General features: G+C 74.2%; 17 protein-coding genes. 9 read left to right on the top strand and 8 right to left on the bottom strand.

Annotated elements, in window-relative coordinates; translation table 11 throughout:
* Positions 1-119: 119 nt before the first annotated feature.
* The 3 genes from AC1RSJ_RS02465 to AC1RSJ_RS02475 all read right to left on the bottom strand — a co-directional run bounded on the left by AC1RSJ_RS02465 (position 120) and on the right by AC1RSJ_RS02475 (position 1,852).
* Positions 120-293 carry a hypothetical protein gene (locus tag AC1RSJ_RS02465; RefSeq protein ID WP_493116737.1) on the bottom strand — a complete coding sequence of 58 codons (174 nt, stop codon included), beginning with the start codon at positions 291-293 and terminating at the stop codon, positions 120-122.
* 78 nt (positions 294-371) lie between these two features.
* Positions 372-914 (bottom strand): hypothetical protein, encoded by a 543-nt coding sequence (locus tag AC1RSJ_RS02470; RefSeq protein WP_493116738.1) that lies wholly within the window; start codon positions 912-914, stop codon positions 372-374.
* A 221-nt stretch (positions 915-1,135) separates the two neighbouring features.
* Positions 1,136-1,852: a response regulator transcription factor gene (locus tag AC1RSJ_RS02475; protein WP_493116739.1), complete on the bottom strand. Its 717-nt coding sequence runs from the start codon at positions 1,850-1,852 to the stop codon at positions 1,136-1,138.
* A gap of 157 nt (positions 1,853-2,009) precedes the next feature.
* On the opposite strand from AC1RSJ_RS02475, the gene AC1RSJ_RS02480 reads away from it, so the two are divergent.
* Entirely contained in the window at positions 2,010-2,882 is an 873-nt protein-coding gene (locus AC1RSJ_RS02480) for an NAD-dependent epimerase/dehydratase family protein (protein ID WP_493116740.1), read from the top strand.
* A 6-nt stretch (positions 2,883-2,888) separates the two neighbouring features.
* Here the strand turns inward: AC1RSJ_RS02480 and AC1RSJ_RS02485 are convergent, their stop codons facing one another.
* On the bottom strand, positions 2,889-3,605 hold the full coding sequence (locus AC1RSJ_RS02485) for an SDR family oxidoreductase (RefSeq protein WP_493116741.1): 717 nt from the start codon (positions 3,603-3,605) through the stop codon (positions 2,889-2,891).
* Positions 3,606-3,661: 56 nt separating this feature from the next.
* A complete protein-coding gene (locus tag AC1RSJ_RS02490; RefSeq protein ID WP_493116742.1) occupies positions 3,662-4,864 on the bottom strand; it encodes an MFS transporter in 1,203 nt (400 codons plus the stop codon).
* Between the two features lie 56 nt (positions 4,865-4,920).
* Between AC1RSJ_RS02490 and AC1RSJ_RS02495 the strand changes: the two genes are divergently transcribed.
* Positions 4,921-5,382, top strand: a complete 462-nt coding sequence (locus AC1RSJ_RS02495; RefSeq protein WP_493116743.1) for a winged helix-turn-helix transcriptional regulator — start codon at positions 4,921-4,923, stop codon at positions 5,380-5,382.
* Positions 5,383-5,581: 199 nt separating this feature from the next.
* Positions 5,582-6,484: a DMT family transporter gene (locus AC1RSJ_RS02500; RefSeq protein WP_493116744.1), complete on the top strand. Its 903-nt coding sequence runs from the start codon at positions 5,582-5,584 to the stop codon at positions 6,482-6,484.
* Here the strand turns inward: AC1RSJ_RS02500 and AC1RSJ_RS02505 are convergent.
* Together AC1RSJ_RS02505 and AC1RSJ_RS02510 are read right to left on the bottom strand one after the other, a co-directional pair.
* Positions 6,438-7,091 (bottom strand): NUDIX domain-containing protein, encoded by a 654-nt coding sequence (locus AC1RSJ_RS02505; RefSeq protein WP_493116745.1) that lies wholly within the window; start codon positions 7,089-7,091, stop codon positions 6,438-6,440. The genes AC1RSJ_RS02500 and AC1RSJ_RS02505 overlap by 47 nt on opposite strands.
* Before the next feature lie 31 nt (positions 7,092-7,122).
* Positions 7,123-8,094, bottom strand: coding sequence for an aldo/keto reductase (locus tag AC1RSJ_RS02510; protein WP_493116746.1), 972 nt, complete (start codon positions 8,092-8,094; stop codon positions 7,123-7,125).
* A 109-nt stretch (positions 8,095-8,203) separates the two neighbouring features.
* Here AC1RSJ_RS02510 and AC1RSJ_RS02515 point away from each other — a divergent pair, with 109 nt between their 5' ends.
* From AC1RSJ_RS02515 to AC1RSJ_RS02525, 3 genes are all read left to right on the top strand, one after another.
* On the top strand, positions 8,204-8,821 hold the full coding sequence (locus AC1RSJ_RS02515; RefSeq protein WP_493116747.1) for an FMN-dependent NADH-azoreductase: 618 nt from the start codon (positions 8,204-8,206) through the stop codon (positions 8,819-8,821).
* Positions 8,822-8,924: 103 nt separating this feature from the next.
* Positions 8,925-10,130, top strand: coding sequence for an MFS transporter (locus AC1RSJ_RS02520; RefSeq protein ID WP_493116748.1), 1,206 nt, complete (start codon positions 8,925-8,927; stop codon positions 10,128-10,130).
* A complete protein-coding gene (locus AC1RSJ_RS02525; RefSeq protein WP_493116749.1) occupies positions 10,127-11,569 on the top strand; it encodes an MFS transporter in 1,443 nt (480 codons plus the stop codon). The genes AC1RSJ_RS02520 and AC1RSJ_RS02525 overlap by 4 nt, the downstream gene beginning before the upstream one ends.
* A 139-nt stretch (positions 11,570-11,708) precedes the next feature.
* Here the strand turns inward: AC1RSJ_RS02525 and AC1RSJ_RS02530 are convergent, their stop codons facing one another.
* Entirely contained in the window at positions 11,709-12,758 is a 1,050-nt protein-coding gene (locus AC1RSJ_RS02530; RefSeq protein WP_493116750.1) for a Gfo/Idh/MocA family protein, read from the bottom strand.
* A gap of 251 nt (positions 12,759-13,009) precedes the next feature.
* On the opposite strand from AC1RSJ_RS02530, the gene AC1RSJ_RS02535 reads away from it, so the two are divergent.
* The 3 genes from AC1RSJ_RS02535 (at position 13,010) to AC1RSJ_RS02545 (ending at position 17,259) form a co-directional block, all read left to right on the top strand.
* On the top strand, positions 13,010-14,047 hold the full coding sequence (locus AC1RSJ_RS02535) for a LacI family DNA-binding transcriptional regulator (RefSeq protein ID WP_493116751.1): 1,038 nt from the start codon (positions 13,010-13,012) through the stop codon (positions 14,045-14,047).
* A gap of 201 nt (positions 14,048-14,248) precedes the next feature.
* Positions 14,249-15,769, top strand: a complete 1,521-nt coding sequence (locus tag AC1RSJ_RS02540; RefSeq protein ID WP_493116752.1) for a M81 family metallopeptidase — start codon at positions 14,249-14,251, stop codon at positions 15,767-15,769.
* The gene (locus AC1RSJ_RS02545) at positions 15,769-17,259 is read left to right on the top strand and encodes a M81 family metallopeptidase (RefSeq protein ID WP_493116753.1); all 1,491 of its coding nucleotides are present in this window, start codon (positions 15,769-15,771) and stop codon (positions 17,257-17,259) included. Before AC1RSJ_RS02540 ends, AC1RSJ_RS02545 begins: the two co-directional genes overlap by 1 nt.
* The last annotated feature ends 9 nt before the right edge of the window (positions 17,260-17,268 follow it).

Genomic DNA, 17,268 nt, shown 5'->3' on the forward strand with positions numbered 1-17,268 from the left:
CGGCCTCATTCCCGCTGATGCGTGGTGGCCTGAGTCCAGGACATCGGCACGAGCCTAGTGGGCGCCGACGGCGTCCGGCGATCTGGGGCGCCGGCCGCCGTCGACGGGATCGTGACCGGTCAGGCCGGCTCGGGTGCTCCGCCGGACGCGGTGTCCGCGCCCGTCTCCGGGTCCGCTGCGCCGGACGGGTTGCCCGCCGGCGAGTCGTCGGGCGTCGACGGGCTGCCGTCGGGGTCCGTGGTCACCGGCTGGTCGGTGTCCGGGTCGGCCGGTGCGGTGGTGGGGTCGCTCATGGGGTGCTCCTTCTCGTGCTGTGCCGCCGATCCCGGCGGCGTGGTCGCAGCGGCTCGGCGAGCCGCTGACGTGCTCCCTCAGCCGCGGAGACGGTGGAGCAGTCCCGCGAGGGGCCGCTGCTGCTCGCCCTGCTGCGCGCCGAGCACGATCAGCACGGCCGTGAGCGCCGGGGCGATCCACTGCACGACCCGCTGCTGGCGCTGGGCGGAGGCCAGCTCGACGGACGAGTCGGCGCCGGGCTCCGTCACGCCGTCGGCGCCCTCGTCGGAGCGCGCGCTGATGCGGCGCCCGAGGAGCGCCGAGTAGAGCGTCGCCCCGCCGGCCGCGACGGTCACGGCGATCTTCACGACCGTGTTGGCGCGTCCTTCGGGCTGGGCGGCGAGGCGGGCCGTGTTGGCGCCGATGAGGCCCAGTCCGCCGACACCGTGCACGGCGAGCGCGGCGAGCTGCACCGGGGCCCATCGCGCCCAGCCGATCGAGCTGATCCGAAGACGCTCGGACGGCTCGAGCGCGTGAGTGGCGGCGCCGTTGAGGCCGACGACGCCCATGAGGGTGCCGCCGAACCAGGCGGCGAGCCCGAGGTCGTGGAGACTGCGGATGACGGTGTTGCGGGGGGACACGGGAACTCGTTCCGTTCGAGATGGGGAGCCGCCGATGCCAGGGAGAGGCGGATGGCGGCGGGCCACCGGGAGGCGGTGCTGACGATCCGTGCGCACTCCGACGGGACGCATCCGGATCATCGACCGGGGTCCTGGGGCGATGCTCGAAAGCTAACACCGGAGTCCACGCCGTTCCCCGGCTGCCGGTCATGCCCAGGCGGTGCCCAGCGTCCGCGCCCCGGTCAGTCCGCCGCGGCGCCGATCGCCCAGCGCCCGTCCTCCACGGTGATCAACGTCGTGCCGAAGTCGTTGACGACCGCGCGCAGGCGCTCGAGCAGCCGGCCGGCCATGCCGAGCGGCACCGGCACGTCGTGCGCGGCCGCGGCGCGCACGAGCTCACCCGAGCTGAGGCGCTCGCCGCGGCGCTCCGCCAGCTCGCGGAGCAGCGCGATCTCGAGCGACGACAGCGGCAGCCGATCGGCGCCGCGCCAGGCCGCGCCCTCCTGCACGTCGAGCACGAGGTCGTCGACGCGGCGGCTGGATGGCGCGAGCCCGAGCTGGCGGCGGTGCACCTCAAGGTGGTCGACGACCTCCTCGACGCCGAACGGCTTCGTCAGATACCCGTCCCCGCCGGCGGTGTAGGCGGCGATCCGGTCGTCGCGGTCGTCGCGCCCGGTCAGGAAGATGATGTGCGCTCGCGAGCCGCTGCGGCGGAGCTCGGCGACGACCTCGGTGCCGAGGCGGTCCGGCAGCATCATGTCGAGCAGCACGATGTCGGGGTCGAAGTCGCTGGTGATCGCCTCGGCCGCGGAGTGCGCGACCGACACCTCCCAGTCCTCCATCTCGAGCGCCAGCGTGAGGATGTGCGTGATGGGCTCCTCCTCGTCGACGACGAGGACCCGCAGGGGGCGGTCCGTCTCGCGCGGGCGGGCGGTGCTGATCGGTCGGTCGGTGTCCATGTTCCAACGCTCCGCCGGGCGCGAGCGCTCCGCGTCATCCCGCGGGAGTAGTCGGCTGGGACGGGGGTGGGAGATCGCCCGGCGCCGGCCGCACGCGCTCCGCTAGCGTCGGACGCGTGTGCCCGGCGACGACGCGGGGCGGAGCGGGAGAAGCATCGTGAGCACCATCCTCGTGACCGGTGCGTCCGGCGTCGCCGGCCGCGCGACCTCGCGCCTGCTCGCCGCAGCGGGGCACACCGTCCGCCGCGCGGACGTGGCGCCGTCGCCGGATCCGCTCGACGACGTCGGCGAGTTCCTGCGGGTCGACACCCGCACCTACTCGGACGTGCGCGAGGCCGTCGAGGGCGTCGACGCCGTCGTGCACCTGGCCGCGTGGCACAACGCCCATCGGCCGACCGTCAGCGACGCGACGATCTTCGCGGTCAACGTCGACGGCACCTTCAACGTGACGCAGGCCTGCCGCGACGCCGGCGTGCAGAGCGTCGTCTGGGCCTCCTCGATGGCGTACGGCTGGGGCAGCGTCTACAGCGTCACGAAGGTGCTCGGCGAGGACCTCTGGAAGATGTGGCACGAGGTGACCGGCGGCTCGGTGGCCCTGCTCCGCTACCACGGCTTCGTGCCCGAGCCGTATCTGCGCTGGGGCGAGCGGCTGCTCCGGAACGGGGTCGACGTGCGCGACATCGCCACCGCGACCGCCGCCGCGACGGAGGCCGTACTCGCGCGGCGCCTCGGCGTCTTCCGCACGATCGTGCACAGCGACCACGGGATGCCGGAGGACGTGCGCAGCGCGTTCGGCACCCGCGGCGCAGCGTGGGTCGAGGCGCAGGTGCCCGGGGCGACCGCGCTGCTCGAGAAGCACGGCGTCGCGTTCCCCGACGAGGTCGAGCACCACGACCTGTCCGAGGCCGCCGACGTGCTCGGGTGGCGGCCCGAGCACGACTTCGTCGAGTTCGTGCGCGACCTGCAGCGGCGCGACGCCGCCGGCGAGGACGTGGCATCGCTCCGGGCGCCGGGGCGCATCCCGGAGTAGACCGCGTCAGGAGCCGGCCGCGAGCTCCGGGTAGAGCGCGGTCAGCGGCGCGGACAAGGCGGCGCGCACGTCGGCGCTGACCTGGTCGGCGAGCACCTCGTGCTCGCCGGCCTCGAGCGCGTCGAGGATCGCCGCGACGATGTCGGCGGGATCGGCCTTCGGCACCTCCGGCGGCAGCCACGCGGTGAGCGGGGTGTCGGTGTAGCCGAGGTGCGCGCCGAGCACCTGGGTGCCCTGCGGCCGCAGCTCGAGGCGCAGCGTGTTCGTCAGCGACCACAGCGCCGCCTTCGTGGCCGAGTAGACGCCGCCGGTCGCGAGCCAGCTCAGCACGGAGTGGATGTCGACGAGCGCGCCGCCGCCGTTCGCGGCGAGCACCGGCGCGAACGCCTGCGCCACCTGGAGCGCGCCGAACACGTTCGTCGCGAACAGCCGCTGCACATCGTCGGGTGTCTGCGCGAGCAGCGGACCGCGGGCGCCGCCGATGCCGGCGTTGTTGATCACGATCGAGGCGCCGTCTGCGGTGCGGACTGCTGCGGCGATCGAGTCGGGCGAGGTCACGTCGAGCGCGAGGGGCACGATCCGCTCGTCGTCCCAGCCGCGCGGCGTTCGGGCGGTGGCGTAGACGCGGCGGGCGCCGCGGGCGAGCGACTGGCGCACGAACTCGAGCCCGAGTCCGCCGTTCGCGCCGGTGACGAGCACGACGGAGTCGGCGATGGCGGTCATGGTGATGTCCTCTCGTGGGGTCGTCCGCCGGCCGGCGGACGCGGTCGGTCCGCCGGTCAGCGGACGGCGACGGGTCCGGTGGCGGTGCGCGCCCGGCGCCCGATGACGGCGAGCACGGCCGCGGCCAGGGCGATCGCGAGCAGGGCGACGGCGCCGAGCTCGATGGCGGTGAGGAGCCCGGCGGACGTGGCGATGCCGCCGAGGCCGAGCGCGGCCGCGGCCTGCACGAGGTAGCCGACCGTGTACGCGGCGGAGATGACGGCGCCGCGGTGGTGCGCCGGCGCCGTGGACGTGATCATCCCGAGGCCGCCGGAGAACAGGAGGCTGTAGCCGGCGCCGGTCGCGATCGAGGCGGCGAGGAACAGCGGCAGCGAGTGCAGCGACCCGGCCGCGATGAGCGCGCCGAGGCCGACCAGCAGCGCAGCCGGGCCGGCGGTCAGCGCCCGCGGCGGTGCGAGCCGCCGCGCGAGCACCGCGGTGACGCCGATGGCGACCGCCGAGACGGACAGCACGGCGCCGTCGACCAGGGCGTCGGAGGAGCGGACGAGGTCGCGCGCGACCTGCGCCCCGAGCGCGAGGAACACCGATCCGACCGCGTACGCGCCCGCGATGCCGAGCGCGCCGGCGGCGAACGGGAGGCGGAGGCCGGCCGGCACCCGCGGCGCCCGCGGACGCCACCGCCCGGCGAGCGGATCGCGCGTGCGGGGGAGGAGCGCGGCGACCGCGGCCACTATCGCGATCACCCCGAGGAGCACCCAGAACGTGAGGTGGAGCGGATCCGGCGCGTGCTGCACGAGCGCGCCGCCGACGAGGGTGGCCAGGGCGAGGCCGCCGGCGGTCGCGGCGGTCGTCGTCGAGCTGGCCCTCGGTGCCCGCTCGGCGCCCCCGAACTCGATCATCGCGGCGGTCGCAGGACTCAGCGAGAGGCCGACGCCGACGCCCATCAGCGCGCGGCCCACGAGCACCTGCGGCAGCCCGGCGGCGAGCCCGAAGGCGAGGGTGCCGGCGGCGAGGGCGGCGAGTCCGAGCAGGATCGCGGCGCGGCGCCCGAGGTGATCCGACAGGTTGCCGAGCAGCAGCAGGGTCGGCACGAGCGCGATCGGGTACATCGCGAAGATCAGCGTCGAGGCGGCGTGCGTGAGGTGCCACCTCGACTCGTACAGCGGGTAGACGATCGACGGGGCGCCGCTCGCCCAGAGGGCGAGTCCGGCGACCGCGGCGGCGGTCCAGAACGAGGCGCGAGGGCTGAGAGCGGGCATGCAGAGGACAGTAGCGCAACTGAGTAGGAAAAACAGATTCAGGATAGGATGAGGGCATGAAGACGCCGACGCCCGTCAACCAGCGCTGCTCGATCGCCCGCTCGCTCACGGTGCTCGGCGAGAAGTGGGCGCTGCTGATCGTGCGCGATGTGCGCTTCGGCATCGGCCGCTTCAGCGACCTTCGCGCGCGGCTCGGCGTCGCGCCCGACGTGCTCGCCGACCGGCTCGCGAAGCTCGTCGAGCTCGGCGTGCTCGAGCGGCGGGCGTACCGCGAGCAGGGCGCGCGCGAGCGCGAGGAGTACGTGCTGACGGTCGCGGGGGAGGAGCTGCTGCCGGTGCTCGCCGCCCTGACCGAGTGGGGCGACCGGCACGTGCCGAGCGAGCACGGCCCGGCCACGCGCTACGTCGCGGCCGACGGGCGCCCGGTGCATCTCGCGTTCGTCGACGAGCAGGGGGCGCCGGTCGGGATCGACGGCGTCACCACGACGCGCGGACCCGGGGCGCTGCCCCGCGCCTGATCGGCGGGCACCGGCCTGATCGGCGCGTTCCGGCCAGCATCCGGTCGGCTTCGGCCAGCGGTCCGCGAGCCGCCGGGTGGACCCCGCGCGGCGGGTCTGCGCGTCGCTACGCTGACGCCGGACCGGGCGTCGGCCGCGAGCGCGGCGCCCGGGCGATCGAGGCTCGCGAGAGCCGCGCGACGGGGCTGGAGGCGGCGGGATGACGCGACGGGGCGTGCTGCTGTTCCTGGCGCTCGGCGTCGCCTGGGGCATCCCGTACCTGCTCATCAAGGTCGCCGTCGGCGAGCTCGACCCGGCGGCGGTCGTGCTCGGCCGCAGCGCCCTCGGCGCGCTCCTGCTGCTGCCGCTCGCGCTCGCCCGGAAGCAGCTCGGCGTGGTGCTGCGGCGCTGGAAGCCGCTGCTCGCCTACACGATCGTCGAGATCGTGCTGCCGTGGTACTTCCTGTCGAGCGCCGAGACGCGGCTGCCGAGCTCCACGTCGGGGCTGCTGCTCGCGGCGGTGCCGATCGTCGGCGTGATCGTCGCGCTGCTCTCCGGCCGCCCCGAGCGGATGACCGCCGGCAACTGGTCGGGGATGGTCGTCGGCACCCTCGGCGTCGCCGCGCTCGTCGGGCTCGACGTCAGCGGATCCGATCTCGTCGGCGTCGCGGAGATCGCCGTCGTGGTCGTCGGCTACGCGGTCGGACCGGCGATCCTGGCGCGCTGGATGTCCGACCTGCCGGGCGTCGGCGTGGTCACGGCCTCGCTCGGCCTCGCGGCACTGATCTATGTGCCGATCGTGCTGCTGACGGGCGCCATCCCGACGTCCGTGCCGTCGGGCGAGGTGATCGGATCGGTGATCGCGCTCGGCGCGATCTGCAGCGCCCTCGCCTTCGTGCTCATGTTCGCGCTCATCTCGGAGGTCGGGCCAGTGCGCGCGACCACCATCACCTACCTCAACCCGGCGGTCGCGATCGTCGCCGGGGCGCTGGTGCTCCACGAGCAGATCACGGTCTGGACCGTCGCCGGATTCGCCCTCGTCCTGCTCGGCTCGTACCTCGTGACGCGCCGCCGCATCAGCCGGCGAACGGACCCCGCAGCACCGCCCACTGCAGCAGCATGATCGTCTTCGCGTCGACGATGCCGGTGCCGATCGCGTCGAACGCCGCGTCGATGCCGAGCTCGACCGCCTCGAGCTCCTCGCCCTCCTCCGCGACGCCGCCGCCCGCCGAGGTGCGCGTCGCGGCCGAGTAGGGCGCCGCGAAGAAGTGCAGCCGCTCGGTGACCGACCCGGGGCTCATGTAGATCGACCAGAGCGCCTCGGGCTCGCCGATGTCGTGTCCGGACTCCTCCTGCGCCTCCCGGCGGATGGCGGAGGCCGCATCCTCGCCGTCGAGCAGCCCGGCGACCGCCTCGATGAGCAGCCCGTCCGGATGCCCGTTCACGTACGCCGGGTAGCGGAACTGCCGGGTGAGCAGCACCGTGCGGCGCGCGACGTCGTAGAGCAGGATGACGGCGCCGTCGCCGCGGTCGTACGTCTCGCGGGTCTGCGTCGACCACGAGCCGTCGCGGCCCCGCACCTCCAGCGTGGTGCGGCGCAGCACGTGCCAGGCGCTCGCCAGCACCTCGACGTCGACGACCCGGACGTCCGGGTTGCCGGCGAGGTCGCGGCCGATGCGGTCCAGCCCGGTGCGGCCGCGCGCATCCGGTTCGTCGACTCCGAGTGCCATGCCGCGACCGTAGCGCGGCCGGCGGTGTCGCCTACCAGGCGTAGGCCTCCGGCGCGGATCCGCCCGGGCCGGGGAACAGCTCGTCGAGGCGCGTGAGCACGTCGTCGCCGAGCGTCACGTCGACGGCGCCCGCGGCGTCCTCCAGCTGCTCGAGCGTGCGGGGGCCGACGATCGGTCCCGTCACGCCGGGCTGGTGCAGCAGCCACGACAGGCCGAGCTGCGAGGGGGTGCAGCCGACCTCCGCCGCGACCTTCTCGTACTCGGCGAGCTGGTCGGCCTTCTCCGCGCGGAGCTCGGCGTTGCGGCCGCCGCCCGAGCGCGAGCCCTCGCCGGCGGGCGGTCCGCTCAGCGCACCGCCCTTCAGCGGCGACCAGGGGATGACGCCGAGGCCGTAGTGCCGCGCGGCCGGCAGCACCTCGAGCTCGATCGTGCGGTCGAGGAGGTTGTAGAGCGACTGCTCCGACACGAGGCCGAGGTAGTGCCGCTGCTGCGCCTGCTCCTGGGCGCGCGCGATGTCCCAGCCGGCGAAGTTCGAGCTGCCGGTGTAGACGACGTCGCCGGCCGAGACGAGCCGCTCGACCGCCTGCCAGGTCTCCTCCCACGGGATGTGCCGGTCGATGTGGTGGAACTGGTAGAGGTCGATGCGGTCGGTCTGCAGACGCCGCAGCGAGGCGATCGACTCGCGGCGGAGCTGCCAGGCCGAGACGCCGTTGCCGTTCACGTCGCCCTCGCGCATCGTGCCGTGCACCTTCGTGGCGAGCACGAGGTCGTCGCGCACACCGGGCCGCGCGGCGAGCCAGCGGCCGACGATCTCCTCCGTGCCGCCGCGGCCGGCCTTCCCGCCGTAGACGTTCGCCGTGTCGAAGAAGTTGATGCCGAGCTCCAGCGCCCGGTCCATGATCGCGAAGGAGTCCTCCTCCGTCGTGCGATCGCCGAAGTTCATGGTGCCGAGCACGATGCGGGAGACCTTCGTGCCGGTTCGTCCGAGGAATTCGTAGTCCATGAATCCATTCACCTCCCCTTCCGCCCGAGAGGCAACCGAACAGTTCCTGGGAGCCGGATCCTGCGGGCCTGAGCGCCGGAGACCGGATCGCGACCGCTAGCGTGGCGGGATGGCAACGCTGCTGCGGCTCGATTCGTCCGCCGACCTCGCCGGATCGCGAACTCGCCGGCTGACCGGCGCCTTCGCGGAGGCGTGGAGCGCGCTCGGCGCCGACCACGCGGTCGTCGCGCGCGACCTGCACCGCGATCCGCTGCCGCACCTGGAGACCTGGGCGCTGCACTGGCCCGAGGGGCAGCGTCCCGGGCCGGTGCCGGCGGAGGCCGCCGCGCTGCAGCGGGAGATCGTCGACGAGCTGCTCGCGGCCGACGTGCTGCTGATCGGCGTGCCCGTCTACAACTTCTCCCTGCCGTCGACCCTGAAGGCCTGGGTCGACCGCGTGCACGTGCCGGGCTGGACGTTCGCGGGCCCGCAGCCGCTCGCCGGCCGTCCCGCGGTGCTCGTCACGGCGAGCGGGATGGCATACGACGCCGGCACGCCCACGGCGGGCTGGGAGCACGCGGTCGCGGCGCTCCGCGTGGTGCTGGAGGAGTCGTTCGGCATGACCGCGCACGTGCTCGAGGCGCGCTACTCGCCGGATGATCCGGATGCCGATCACGCCGACCGGGCGCGCGCCGACCTCGACGCGGCGCTGGCCGCCATCCCGGAGCTCGCCGCGCGCCTGGGTTGATCCGCCCGCGCCCGGGCTGACCGCCCGCTTCGGCTGCGCGCGTCCGGAGCTATAGTTGTGCAACAGAGAACAACGTTGCGCAATGCGCGCGGGACGGAGTGGCGTGGCCGAGCGGGTCGGGAGCGGATGGAGCCGCTCCGCGCTCGCGGTGGTGCTGCTCCACAGCGCGGCGATCCAGATCGTCACCTTCTCGCTCCGCCCGACCATCTCCTATGCGGCACTCGACGCCGGCCTCGACCCGGCCTGGCTCGGCGTCTTCTCGGCGGCCTTCGCGCTGCCCGGACTCGCGCTCGCCGTACCCACGGGCCGGATCGCGGACCGCGTCGGCGAGCGGACCATCGCCGCGGTGGGCGGTGCCCTCGTGCTCGCGGCGTGCGCCGTCGCGCTGCTGGGCAGGGGGTCCATCCCGGCCCTGCTGCTGTCCGTGGCGTTCTTCGGCTGCGGCCAGCTCGTCTCGATCGTGGCCGACCAGGCCGTGCTGGCGAACCGGACGACGGGCGCCGCCCGCGACTCCGTGTTCGGCGCGTACGCCTTCAGCATCTCGGCCGGTCAGGGCGTCGGCGGGGCGCTGCTCCTGCTCGGCGGCGACGCGACGACGCCCGACATCGGGCTCCAGCTCGCCATCAGCGTCGGGCTCGGGGTGCTCACGCTCGCATCGGCGCTGCTGCTGCGCTCGACGCCGCGCGTCGTGCCCGCCGAGGGCACGAGCTCCCGCCGCGGCCTCGGGATGCTGCGGGAGCCCGGCATCGCGCGGGCGCTTGCGGCGAGCTGCACCGTGATCGCGTCCGTCGAGATCCTCACCGTCTACCTGCCGGCGCTCGGCGTCGCGCGTGGCCTGCCGTCCGCGCTCGTCGCCGCGATGCTCGTCGTCCGCTCGCTCGCGGCCATGGCCTCCCGGCTCGGGCTGGGCTGGCAGATCCGCCTCGTCGGCCGGCGCCGGCTCATGGTTGGCGGCATCGGGCTGTCGGCGGTGGCGATCGCCGCGCTCGCGATCCCCGCGCCGCCGTGGGTGCTGCTCGCGATCTGCGTCGTCTTCGGCTTCAGCAACGGCGTGTGCCAGCCGCTCACGCTGTCGTGGCTCAGCGAGATCGCCCCGCCGGGCCGTCGCGCGACCGTCATGTCGCTCCGCATCGCCGGCAACCGGGTCGCGCAGTCCGCCCTGCCGGTCGGGGTCGGCCTGCTCGCGGGCGTGGCCGGCGCCGGAGCGGTGCTCGTCGCGATGGGCGGGCTGGTCGGCGTCGCCTCGTGGCTCAGCACGGCGATCGGAGAGGCCGGCGCCTCGGCCGCCGGAGCGGAGGAGGCGGCGTGAGCGCGCGGCCGCATCCCGCCGCCGCGACCGGCGCGCTCGCCTCGACGGCGCTGCTGGCCTCGTTCCTGCAGACGATCATGACGCCGCTGGTGCCGGAGCTGCCCGCCGAGTTCGGCACCTCGGCGTCCGCCGTCTCGTGGGTGCTGACCGCGGCGCTGCTCGCGGCCTGCGCCAGCGCGCCCGTGAGCGGGCGGCTCGGCGACCTCGTCGGCAAGAAGCGGGTGCTGCTCGCGCTGCTCGGGGTCATCGTGATCGGCTCCGTCGTCGGCGCGCTGAGCGTCTCGCTGCCCGGGGTGATCGCCGCACGCGCGCTCCAGGGCGTCGGCCTCGGCGTGATGGCCCTCAACGTGTCGACGCTCCGCGATGTGCTGCCGCCCGCGCGCGTGCCCGGCGCGATCGCGTTCGTCAGCGCGAGCAACGGCATCGGCGGCGGGCTCGGCCTGCCGCTCTCCGCCGTCGTCGCCCAGCGGCTCGACTGGCACTGGCTGTTCTGGCTCGCGGCCGTGCTCGCGCTGATCAGCGCCGGGCTCGTCGCCCTCGCGGTGCCGTCCGTCGCCGTCGAGCGCAGCGGACCACGGCCCCGCTTCGACGTCGTCGGCGCGCTCGGCCTCGGCGCGGGGCTGGTCGGCGTGCTGCTCGCGATCAGCCAGGCCGAGACATGGGGCCTCACGAGCCCCGCGACGCTCGGCTGCGGTCTCGGCGGACTCGCGGTGCTCGTGCTCTGGGTGCGCCACGAGCTGCGGGTCACCTCGCCGCTCGTCGACCTGCGGCTCATGACCCGGCGGTCGGTGCTGCTCGTCAATCTGCTCTGCATCGGCGCGGGCTTCTGCTGGTTCGCCGTGCCGGGTGCCGTGACGCGGCTGCTGCAGGCGCCCTCCGGCAGCGGGGTCGGGCTCGGCTTCGACATGATCACGACGAGCCTCGTCGTGGTGCCGACCGGCGCGCTCATGCTCGCGTTCTCGCCCGTCAACGCTCGGATCGTGCGCTCCCGCGGGCCGCGCTTCGCCATCCGCCTCGGCGGCGTGCTGCTCGCCACGGCGTTCCTCGTCGCCGCGCTCACGGGCACGGCCTGGTGGCAGCTCGCCATCGTCGCGGGGCTCGTCGGCGTCGGATCCGGGATGGTCTACTCGGCCGCGCCGATCGTGATCATGCGCTCCGTGCCGGCGACGGCCACGGCCTCCGCCAACGGGTTCAACGCGGTCATGCGCTGGTTCGGATCGACGCTCGCGAGCGGCATCCTCGGCGCGATCCTCGCCGGCATGGCGACGCAGGTCGGCGCGCATCCCGTGCCGACCGCACCCGCGTTCCACCTCGCGTTCGCCATCGCCGCGGGCACGGGCGCCGTCGTGGTGCTGCTCGCGAGCCTGCTGCCGGCGCCGCGCACGGCCGGGTCGCCCGCGACCGGCGCCATCGACACCCGGAGCGTGCCGACCTCCTGAGCCGGTGCGCGCGCGTCCGTGCTCGGCCTCGGGCCCCTGTCGCTCATCACGGCCCAGTTCCGGCGCTTCCGGACGGGCGCGCGTGGCCGCAGGCGCCGAACAGGTCCGGGCCGAGCGGATGGGAACGCCGTCGACCGGGTCAGGCCGCGGCGTCCTCCGGCAGCTCGGGCGGGGTCGGCGAATCCAGCTCGCGCTCGTCGTAGACGATGCCCTGCTCCGCGCGGATGCGGTCGAGCACCCGCAGCACCGCGAGCGTGCCGTCGAGCGGCATGATCGACGACTCGCGACGTCCCTCGAGCACGAGCCGCTCGATCTCGCGAGCCTGGTACTGCATGCCGCGCGGCTCGGCCGGATTGATGAAGCGCTCCACCTCGGCGCCCTCCCCGTCGAGCAGCGAGAAGTCCGCCCGGCCGTACCAGGTGCTGTCGATCTCGATGCGGCCGGCCGTGCCGAGGATGGTGGCGCGATTCGGTCCGGCGACGTCGATCGCGGCATGGCCGAGCGCCTGCGCGCCGCCGGGGAACCCGAGCGCGACGGAAGTCTGCAGGTCGACGCCCTCGGCCGAGAGCACCGAGACGGAGCGGACCGACTCCGGCTCGCCGAACAGCTCGAGCGCGAACGACACCGGGTAGACGCCGATGTCGAGCAGCGCGCCGCCGGCCAGGTCGCGGCGGTGGAGGCGGCTGTCCGCGGGCGCGCGCTGGCCGACGTCCGCGATGAGGGTGCGCGGCGTGCCGATCGCGCCGTCCGCGAGGAGCGAGCGGATGCGCGTCATGTGCGGCAGGAAGCGGGTCCACATGGCCTCCATGAGCACGAGGCCGCGCTCGCGGGCGAGGGCGACGAGCGGCTGGGCCTGCGCCGCCGAGAGGGCGAACGGCTTCTCGAGCAGCACGTGCCGCCCAGCCTCGAGCGCGAGGCGGGCGTCGGCGGCGTGCTGCGTCGCCGGCGTCGCGATGTAGACGACGTCGACATCCGGGTCGTCGACGAGCGCGGCGTAGGAGCCGTGCGCGCGCTCGACCCCGACCTCGTCCGCGAAGGCGCGGGCGCGCTCGGGCGTCCGCGAGCCGACCGCGGTCACGCGGGCCCCGTCGCGCAGCAGGTCGCGCACCTGCAGGTCGGCGATCCAGCCGGTGCCGAGCACGCCCCAGCCCGGGGTCCGTGCGCCGTGATCCAGGACGTCCTCCGTCATTTTCGCAACAGTACACAACACGTGCGCGCGTACCGAAGACCCTGATGCTCGGCCGCCGCAGAGCCCGGGGCGTCGCAGCGGCGGCCGCCTCGGTGTCACCGGACGTCACCTGGCAGCCGTGTCGTGCGCGCATTGCGCAAAACCGAGCCGTCGTCGGGCAGAATGGAGACGAGCCGGCGCGGTCCCCGCCGCACGGCCTCTGCGCCGCCGCTGACCGCATCCGCGTCGCGCACCGACAGCTGGAGGAACGCATGGCGGGTCCCGCCCCCGAGGTCGCCGACCGGAGGCCCAGCCTCCACGACATCGCCGAGAGCGCGCAGGTCGCGGTGTCGACGGTCTCGCGGTTCCTCAACGGCCAGCTGCCGCTGAAGCCCGACACCGAGTCGCGCGTGCTGCAGGCGATGGAGGAGCTCGGCTACTCCCGCCCGCCGAAGTCGTCGCGCACCCGCGGCACGGGTGCCGGCGTGATCGGCCTCGTCGTGCCGCAGATCGGCAACATCTACTTCGCGCGCATCGCCGAGCAGGTCGTGGCCGCGGCCGAGGGCCACGGGCTGTCGGTGCTCATCACGTCGACGCTGAACCACTCCCGCAAGCAGCTCGAGTACGTCGACCTGCTCGAGGCGCGCGACGTCGCCGGCATCGTCTACGCCGGCAACTACACGTCGAACCGCTCGCTGTCGACCCTCATCGCGAGCGGCAAGCCGGTCGTCGTCATCGACGAGGCGCTCGTCGGGGCGCCCGAGGTCGACACCGTGCTCGTCGACGACTACGCCGGCGCCTACCAGGCCACGGCGCACCTGCTGGCGCTCGGCCACCGCCGCGTGGCGCTCGTGACCGGGCCGGCGAGCCTCAAGTCCGTGCAGGAGCGCACGCGCGGCTACCGCGACGCGATGAGCAAGGCGGGGCTCGACCCCGACGCGCAGCCGCCGCTCTCCGGCGCGTTCAGCGAGGAGTTCGGCGTCGGCGCCCTGTCGCACCTGCTCGCCGCGCCCGAGCCGCCGACCGCCGTCTTCGCCGCCAGCGACACGATCGCGCTCGGCCTCATCATGGGCGCGCGCAACCTCGGCGTGCGCATCCCCGACGACCTGTCGCTCGTGGGCTTCGACGACACCCCGGGCTCGTCGTACGTGACACCGCGGCTCACGACCGTGCGCACGCCGGTCGACAAGATGGCGTCGAGCGCCGTCGCGATGCTCGTCGACCGGATGGACAACCCGGCCCGCCCGCCGCAGCACTCGGTGACCCCGGTGGCGCTGGTGACGGGCGACTCCGTCAAGCAGCTCGGCTGACCCGCCCGCTCCGCTCGTACCGCCCGCCCCGCCTTCCTGATCCGTCGAGGGGTCGCGACACGCCGTGACGGCCCGCGCCCGCGCGACGGGTCGCGACCCCTCGACGGGACGGGTGCGGGCGGATCCGCCGTAATGCGCACGAAACAGGTGTGTCAGTATGGTGATGCGCAACGTAGCGCAAAATTGCGAAGAGGAGCCCTCATGCGTATCGGCATCACCGGATTCGGCCACGAGTCCACCATGTTCGCCACCTACCTCACGCCGTACGAGTACTTCAACATCACGCGGGGCGACGACGTGCTGAAGCTGTACGACTTCGACGCGGCCCTCGGCGCCGAGAACCGCACCGGGAACGCGGATATCGAGTGGGTGCCGATGATGCGGGCGCAGGGCGCCGCGGGCGGCCAGGTCGATCCGGCCGCGTTCGACCGCATCGAGGACGAGCTCATCGAGCGACTCGAGGCCGCCGGTCCGCTCGACGGGCTCTACGTCGACCTCCACGGCGCCGCCCACGTCGAGGGACGCGTGCACGCCGAGGAGCACCTCTTCCGCCGCATCCGCGAGGTCGTCGGCGACGCCTGCGTGATCAGCGTCTCGATGGACCCGCACGGCAACTTCAGCGAAGAGCTCGCCGGGCTCGTCGACCTCGGCAGCCCGCACCGGCACTCGCCGCACATCGACAACAAGCTCACCCGCGAGCGTGCGATCCGCAACCTCGTGACGGTGCTGCGCCGCGGCGAGAAGCCGCTGAAGTCGTGGGTGCGCGTGCCGATCCTGCTGCCCGGCGAGCGCACCTCGACCACGGTGGAGCCGGGCGCGAGCGTCTACGGCGCCGCGCAGCCGGCCTCCGAGCGCGAGGGCATCCTCGACGCCGGCATGTGGGTCGGCTTCGCCTGGGCCGACGAGGACCGCAACGGCGCCGCCGTCATGGTCACCGGCTGGGACGCGGAGGCCGTGGAGGCCACCGCCGCCGAGCTGGCGCAGCTGTACTGGGATGCCCGCGACGGCTTCCAGATCGTCACCGACCACTCCGGCGACTGGTCCGAGGCGCTCGACTTCGTCGAGAGCGGCACCCCGACGCCGGTGTGGATCGCGGACGCGGGCGACAACGTGACCGCCGGCGCGTCCGGCGACATCACCTTCGCCGCGAGCGAGACGCTGGCCCGGCCCTCCGCGACGGACGGACGGAAGTGGCTGTTCGCCGGCATCGTCGACCCGGACGCGCTCGACGCGGCCGTCGAGGCCGGCGTCGGCGGCGTGCTCGACCGGGCCGTCGGCGCGCAGCTCGACGACCGCTACGCCGCACCGCTGCCGGGCCCGTGGACGGTGCTCGAGATCATCGACGGCGCGCTCGGCGAGGGCGTCGTCGGCGCGGTCGTCGACGACGGGACGATCCACGTGTCGCTGCACCGCATCCGGATCAAGTTCACGCCGCCGCAGGACCCGACGCACATCCCGCGGCCGGGCAACGTCTGGCACGACCTCAGCCCGTATGACGTGGTCGTCGTGAAGAACGGCTACTTCTTCCCGGGCCAGACGGCGCTCGCGGCGAGCACCTTCATGGCGCTGACGCCCGGCGGCACCGAGCTCGACTTCTCGCGGCTCGAGTTCACGCGGGTGGACCGCCCGATGTTCCCGCTCGACCGCGGCTTCGAGCCGGACCTCGCCCCGCGGTGGATCCCGAGCGCGGGCGCGAACGCCACCGCGACCCCGAGCGCCTGATGCGCATCGCGATCGCGGCCCTCCACGGCGAGCAGAGCGGATTCTCGGAGCACCGCGCCGGCGACGGCTTCTTCTTCGTGCAGCGCGGCGAGGAGATGCTCGCGCAGTACGACTTCGCGAACCGGCTCGGCGCGGACGTCATCGAGGGCGTCGAGTGGGTGCCGACGGTGCGGCTCATGGGCGCCTCGAGCGGCCCGATCCTGCACGGCTACATCGATCCGCTGCTCGACGAGACGATCGCAGCGCTGCGCGCGGCCGGTCCGGTCGACGGCGTCTACCTCGAGCTGCACGGGGCCGTCCACGTCGACGACCGCGACCGCATCGAGGAGGAGTTCGTGCGCCGGGTGCGCGAGGTGGTCGGGCCGGATGCCGTCATCAGCGCCTCGATGGACACGCACGGCAACCTCAGCCGCGAGCTCGCCGGCCTGCTCGACCTCGCCGCCGCGCACCGGCACGCCCCGCACATCGACAACCTCGCGACGCGCGACCGCGCCGTGACGAACCTCATCTCGGTCCTGCGCTCCGGCGTGCGCCCGACCCGTGCATGGGTGCGCATCCCCGTGCTGCATCCGGGCGAGCGCACGTCGACGGCGGTCGAGCCCGGGGCGACCGTGTTCGGCGGCCTGCTGCCGGCGATCGAGCGCCACGGCGTGCTCGATGCTGGGCTCTGGGTCGGGTTCGCCTGGGCCGACGAGGATCGCAACGCGGCCGCCGCGTTCGTGACCGGCGACGACCCGGCCGCCGTCGCGGCGTGCGCCGAGGAGATCGCCGGGTGGTACTGGCACGCCCGCGAGGACTTCGTGATCGTGATGGACCACTCCGGCAGCTGGGAGGAGGCGCTCGACTTCGTCGTGGACGGCGCCGCGCGGCCGGTCTTCGTCTCGGACGCGGGCGACAACGGCCGCGCCGGCGGCTCGCAGGACACGACCGGACCGCTCGCCGCGACCCGGGCCGACCCGAGGATGGCGGGCATCCGCTCGATCTTCGCGGGCATCGTCGACGTCGCCGCCTTCGAGGCGGCGGTGGAGGCCGGCGTCGGCGCGGTGCTCGAGCGCGCGATCGGCGCGGTCGTCGACTCGCGCTACGCCGAGCCCGTGCCCGGCCGCTGGGAGGTCGAGGGCTTCGTCGAGGGGCTCTACGGCGAGGGGCTGACCGGCGCGATCGTGCGCGACGGCGACACGACGGTCGTGCTGCAGCGGCAGATCGCCCCGTTCGTGGGACCGGGCGACCCGTCGAGCCCGCTGTTCCCCTGGTACGGCGCGATCCACCTCGACGTGTCGGGCTACGACGTGGTCGTGGTGAAGAACGGCTACCAGTTCCCGAGCCAGCTCGCGGTCGCCGGCAGCTCGTTCATGGCCCTCACCCGCGGCGGCACCGACCTCGTGGTCGAGCGCCTCGCGTTCGAGAAGGTGCAGCGGCCGATCTTCCCGCTCGACACCGACTTCGAGGCCGACCTCACCCCCGTGGTGCTCGCCGCCGGCGAGCGCTGACCAGCGCCA

This window comes from Schumannella sp. GW821-FHT10F01 (assembly GCF_058809295.1).

What these genes read in the sequence shown, in the direction of transcription:
- AC1RSJ_RS02545 (WP_493116753.1), top strand. Translation starts at nt 15,769, where the DNA reads ATGCGCATCGCGATCGCGGCCCTCCACGGCGAGCAGAGCGGATTCTCG.
- AC1RSJ_RS02540 (WP_493116752.1), top strand. Translation starts at nt 14,249, where the DNA reads ATGCGTATCGGCATCACCGGATTCGGCCACGAGTCCACCATGTTCGCC.
- AC1RSJ_RS02485 (WP_493116741.1), bottom strand. Translation starts at nt 3,605, where the DNA reads ATGACCGCCATCGCCGACTCCGTCGTGCTCGTCACCGGCGCGAACGGC.
- AC1RSJ_RS02465 (WP_493116737.1), bottom strand. Translation starts at nt 293, where the DNA reads ATGAGCGACCCCACCACCGCACCGGCCGACCCGGACACCGACCAGCCG.
- AC1RSJ_RS02505 (WP_493116745.1), bottom strand. Translation starts at nt 7,091, where the DNA reads ATGGCACTCGGAGTCGACGAACCGGATGCGCGCGGCCGCACCGGGCTG.
- AC1RSJ_RS02535 (WP_493116751.1), top strand. Translation starts at nt 13,010, where the DNA reads ATGGCGGGTCCCGCCCCCGAGGTCGCCGACCGGAGGCCCAGCCTCCAC.
- AC1RSJ_RS02495 (WP_493116743.1), top strand. Translation starts at nt 4,921, where the DNA reads ATGAAGACGCCGACGCCCGTCAACCAGCGCTGCTCGATCGCCCGCTCG.
- AC1RSJ_RS02475 (WP_493116739.1), bottom strand. Translation starts at nt 1,852, where the DNA reads ATGGACACCGACCGACCGATCAGCACCGCCCGCCCGCGCGAGACGGAC.
- AC1RSJ_RS02510 (WP_493116746.1), bottom strand. Translation starts at nt 8,094, where the DNA reads ATGGACTACGAATTCCTCGGACGAACCGGCACGAAGGTCTCCCGCATC.
- AC1RSJ_RS02515 (WP_493116747.1), top strand. Translation starts at nt 8,204, where the DNA reads ATGGCAACGCTGCTGCGGCTCGATTCGTCCGCCGACCTCGCCGGATCG.
- AC1RSJ_RS02500 (WP_493116744.1), top strand. Translation starts at nt 5,582, where the DNA reads ATGACGCGACGGGGCGTGCTGCTGTTCCTGGCGCTCGGCGTCGCCTGG.
- AC1RSJ_RS02490 (WP_493116742.1), bottom strand. Translation starts at nt 4,864, where the DNA reads ATGCCCGCTCTCAGCCCTCGCGCCTCGTTCTGGACCGCCGCCGCGGTC.
- AC1RSJ_RS02530 (WP_493116750.1), bottom strand. Translation starts at nt 12,758, where the DNA reads ATGACGGAGGACGTCCTGGATCACGGCGCACGGACCCCGGGCTGGGGC.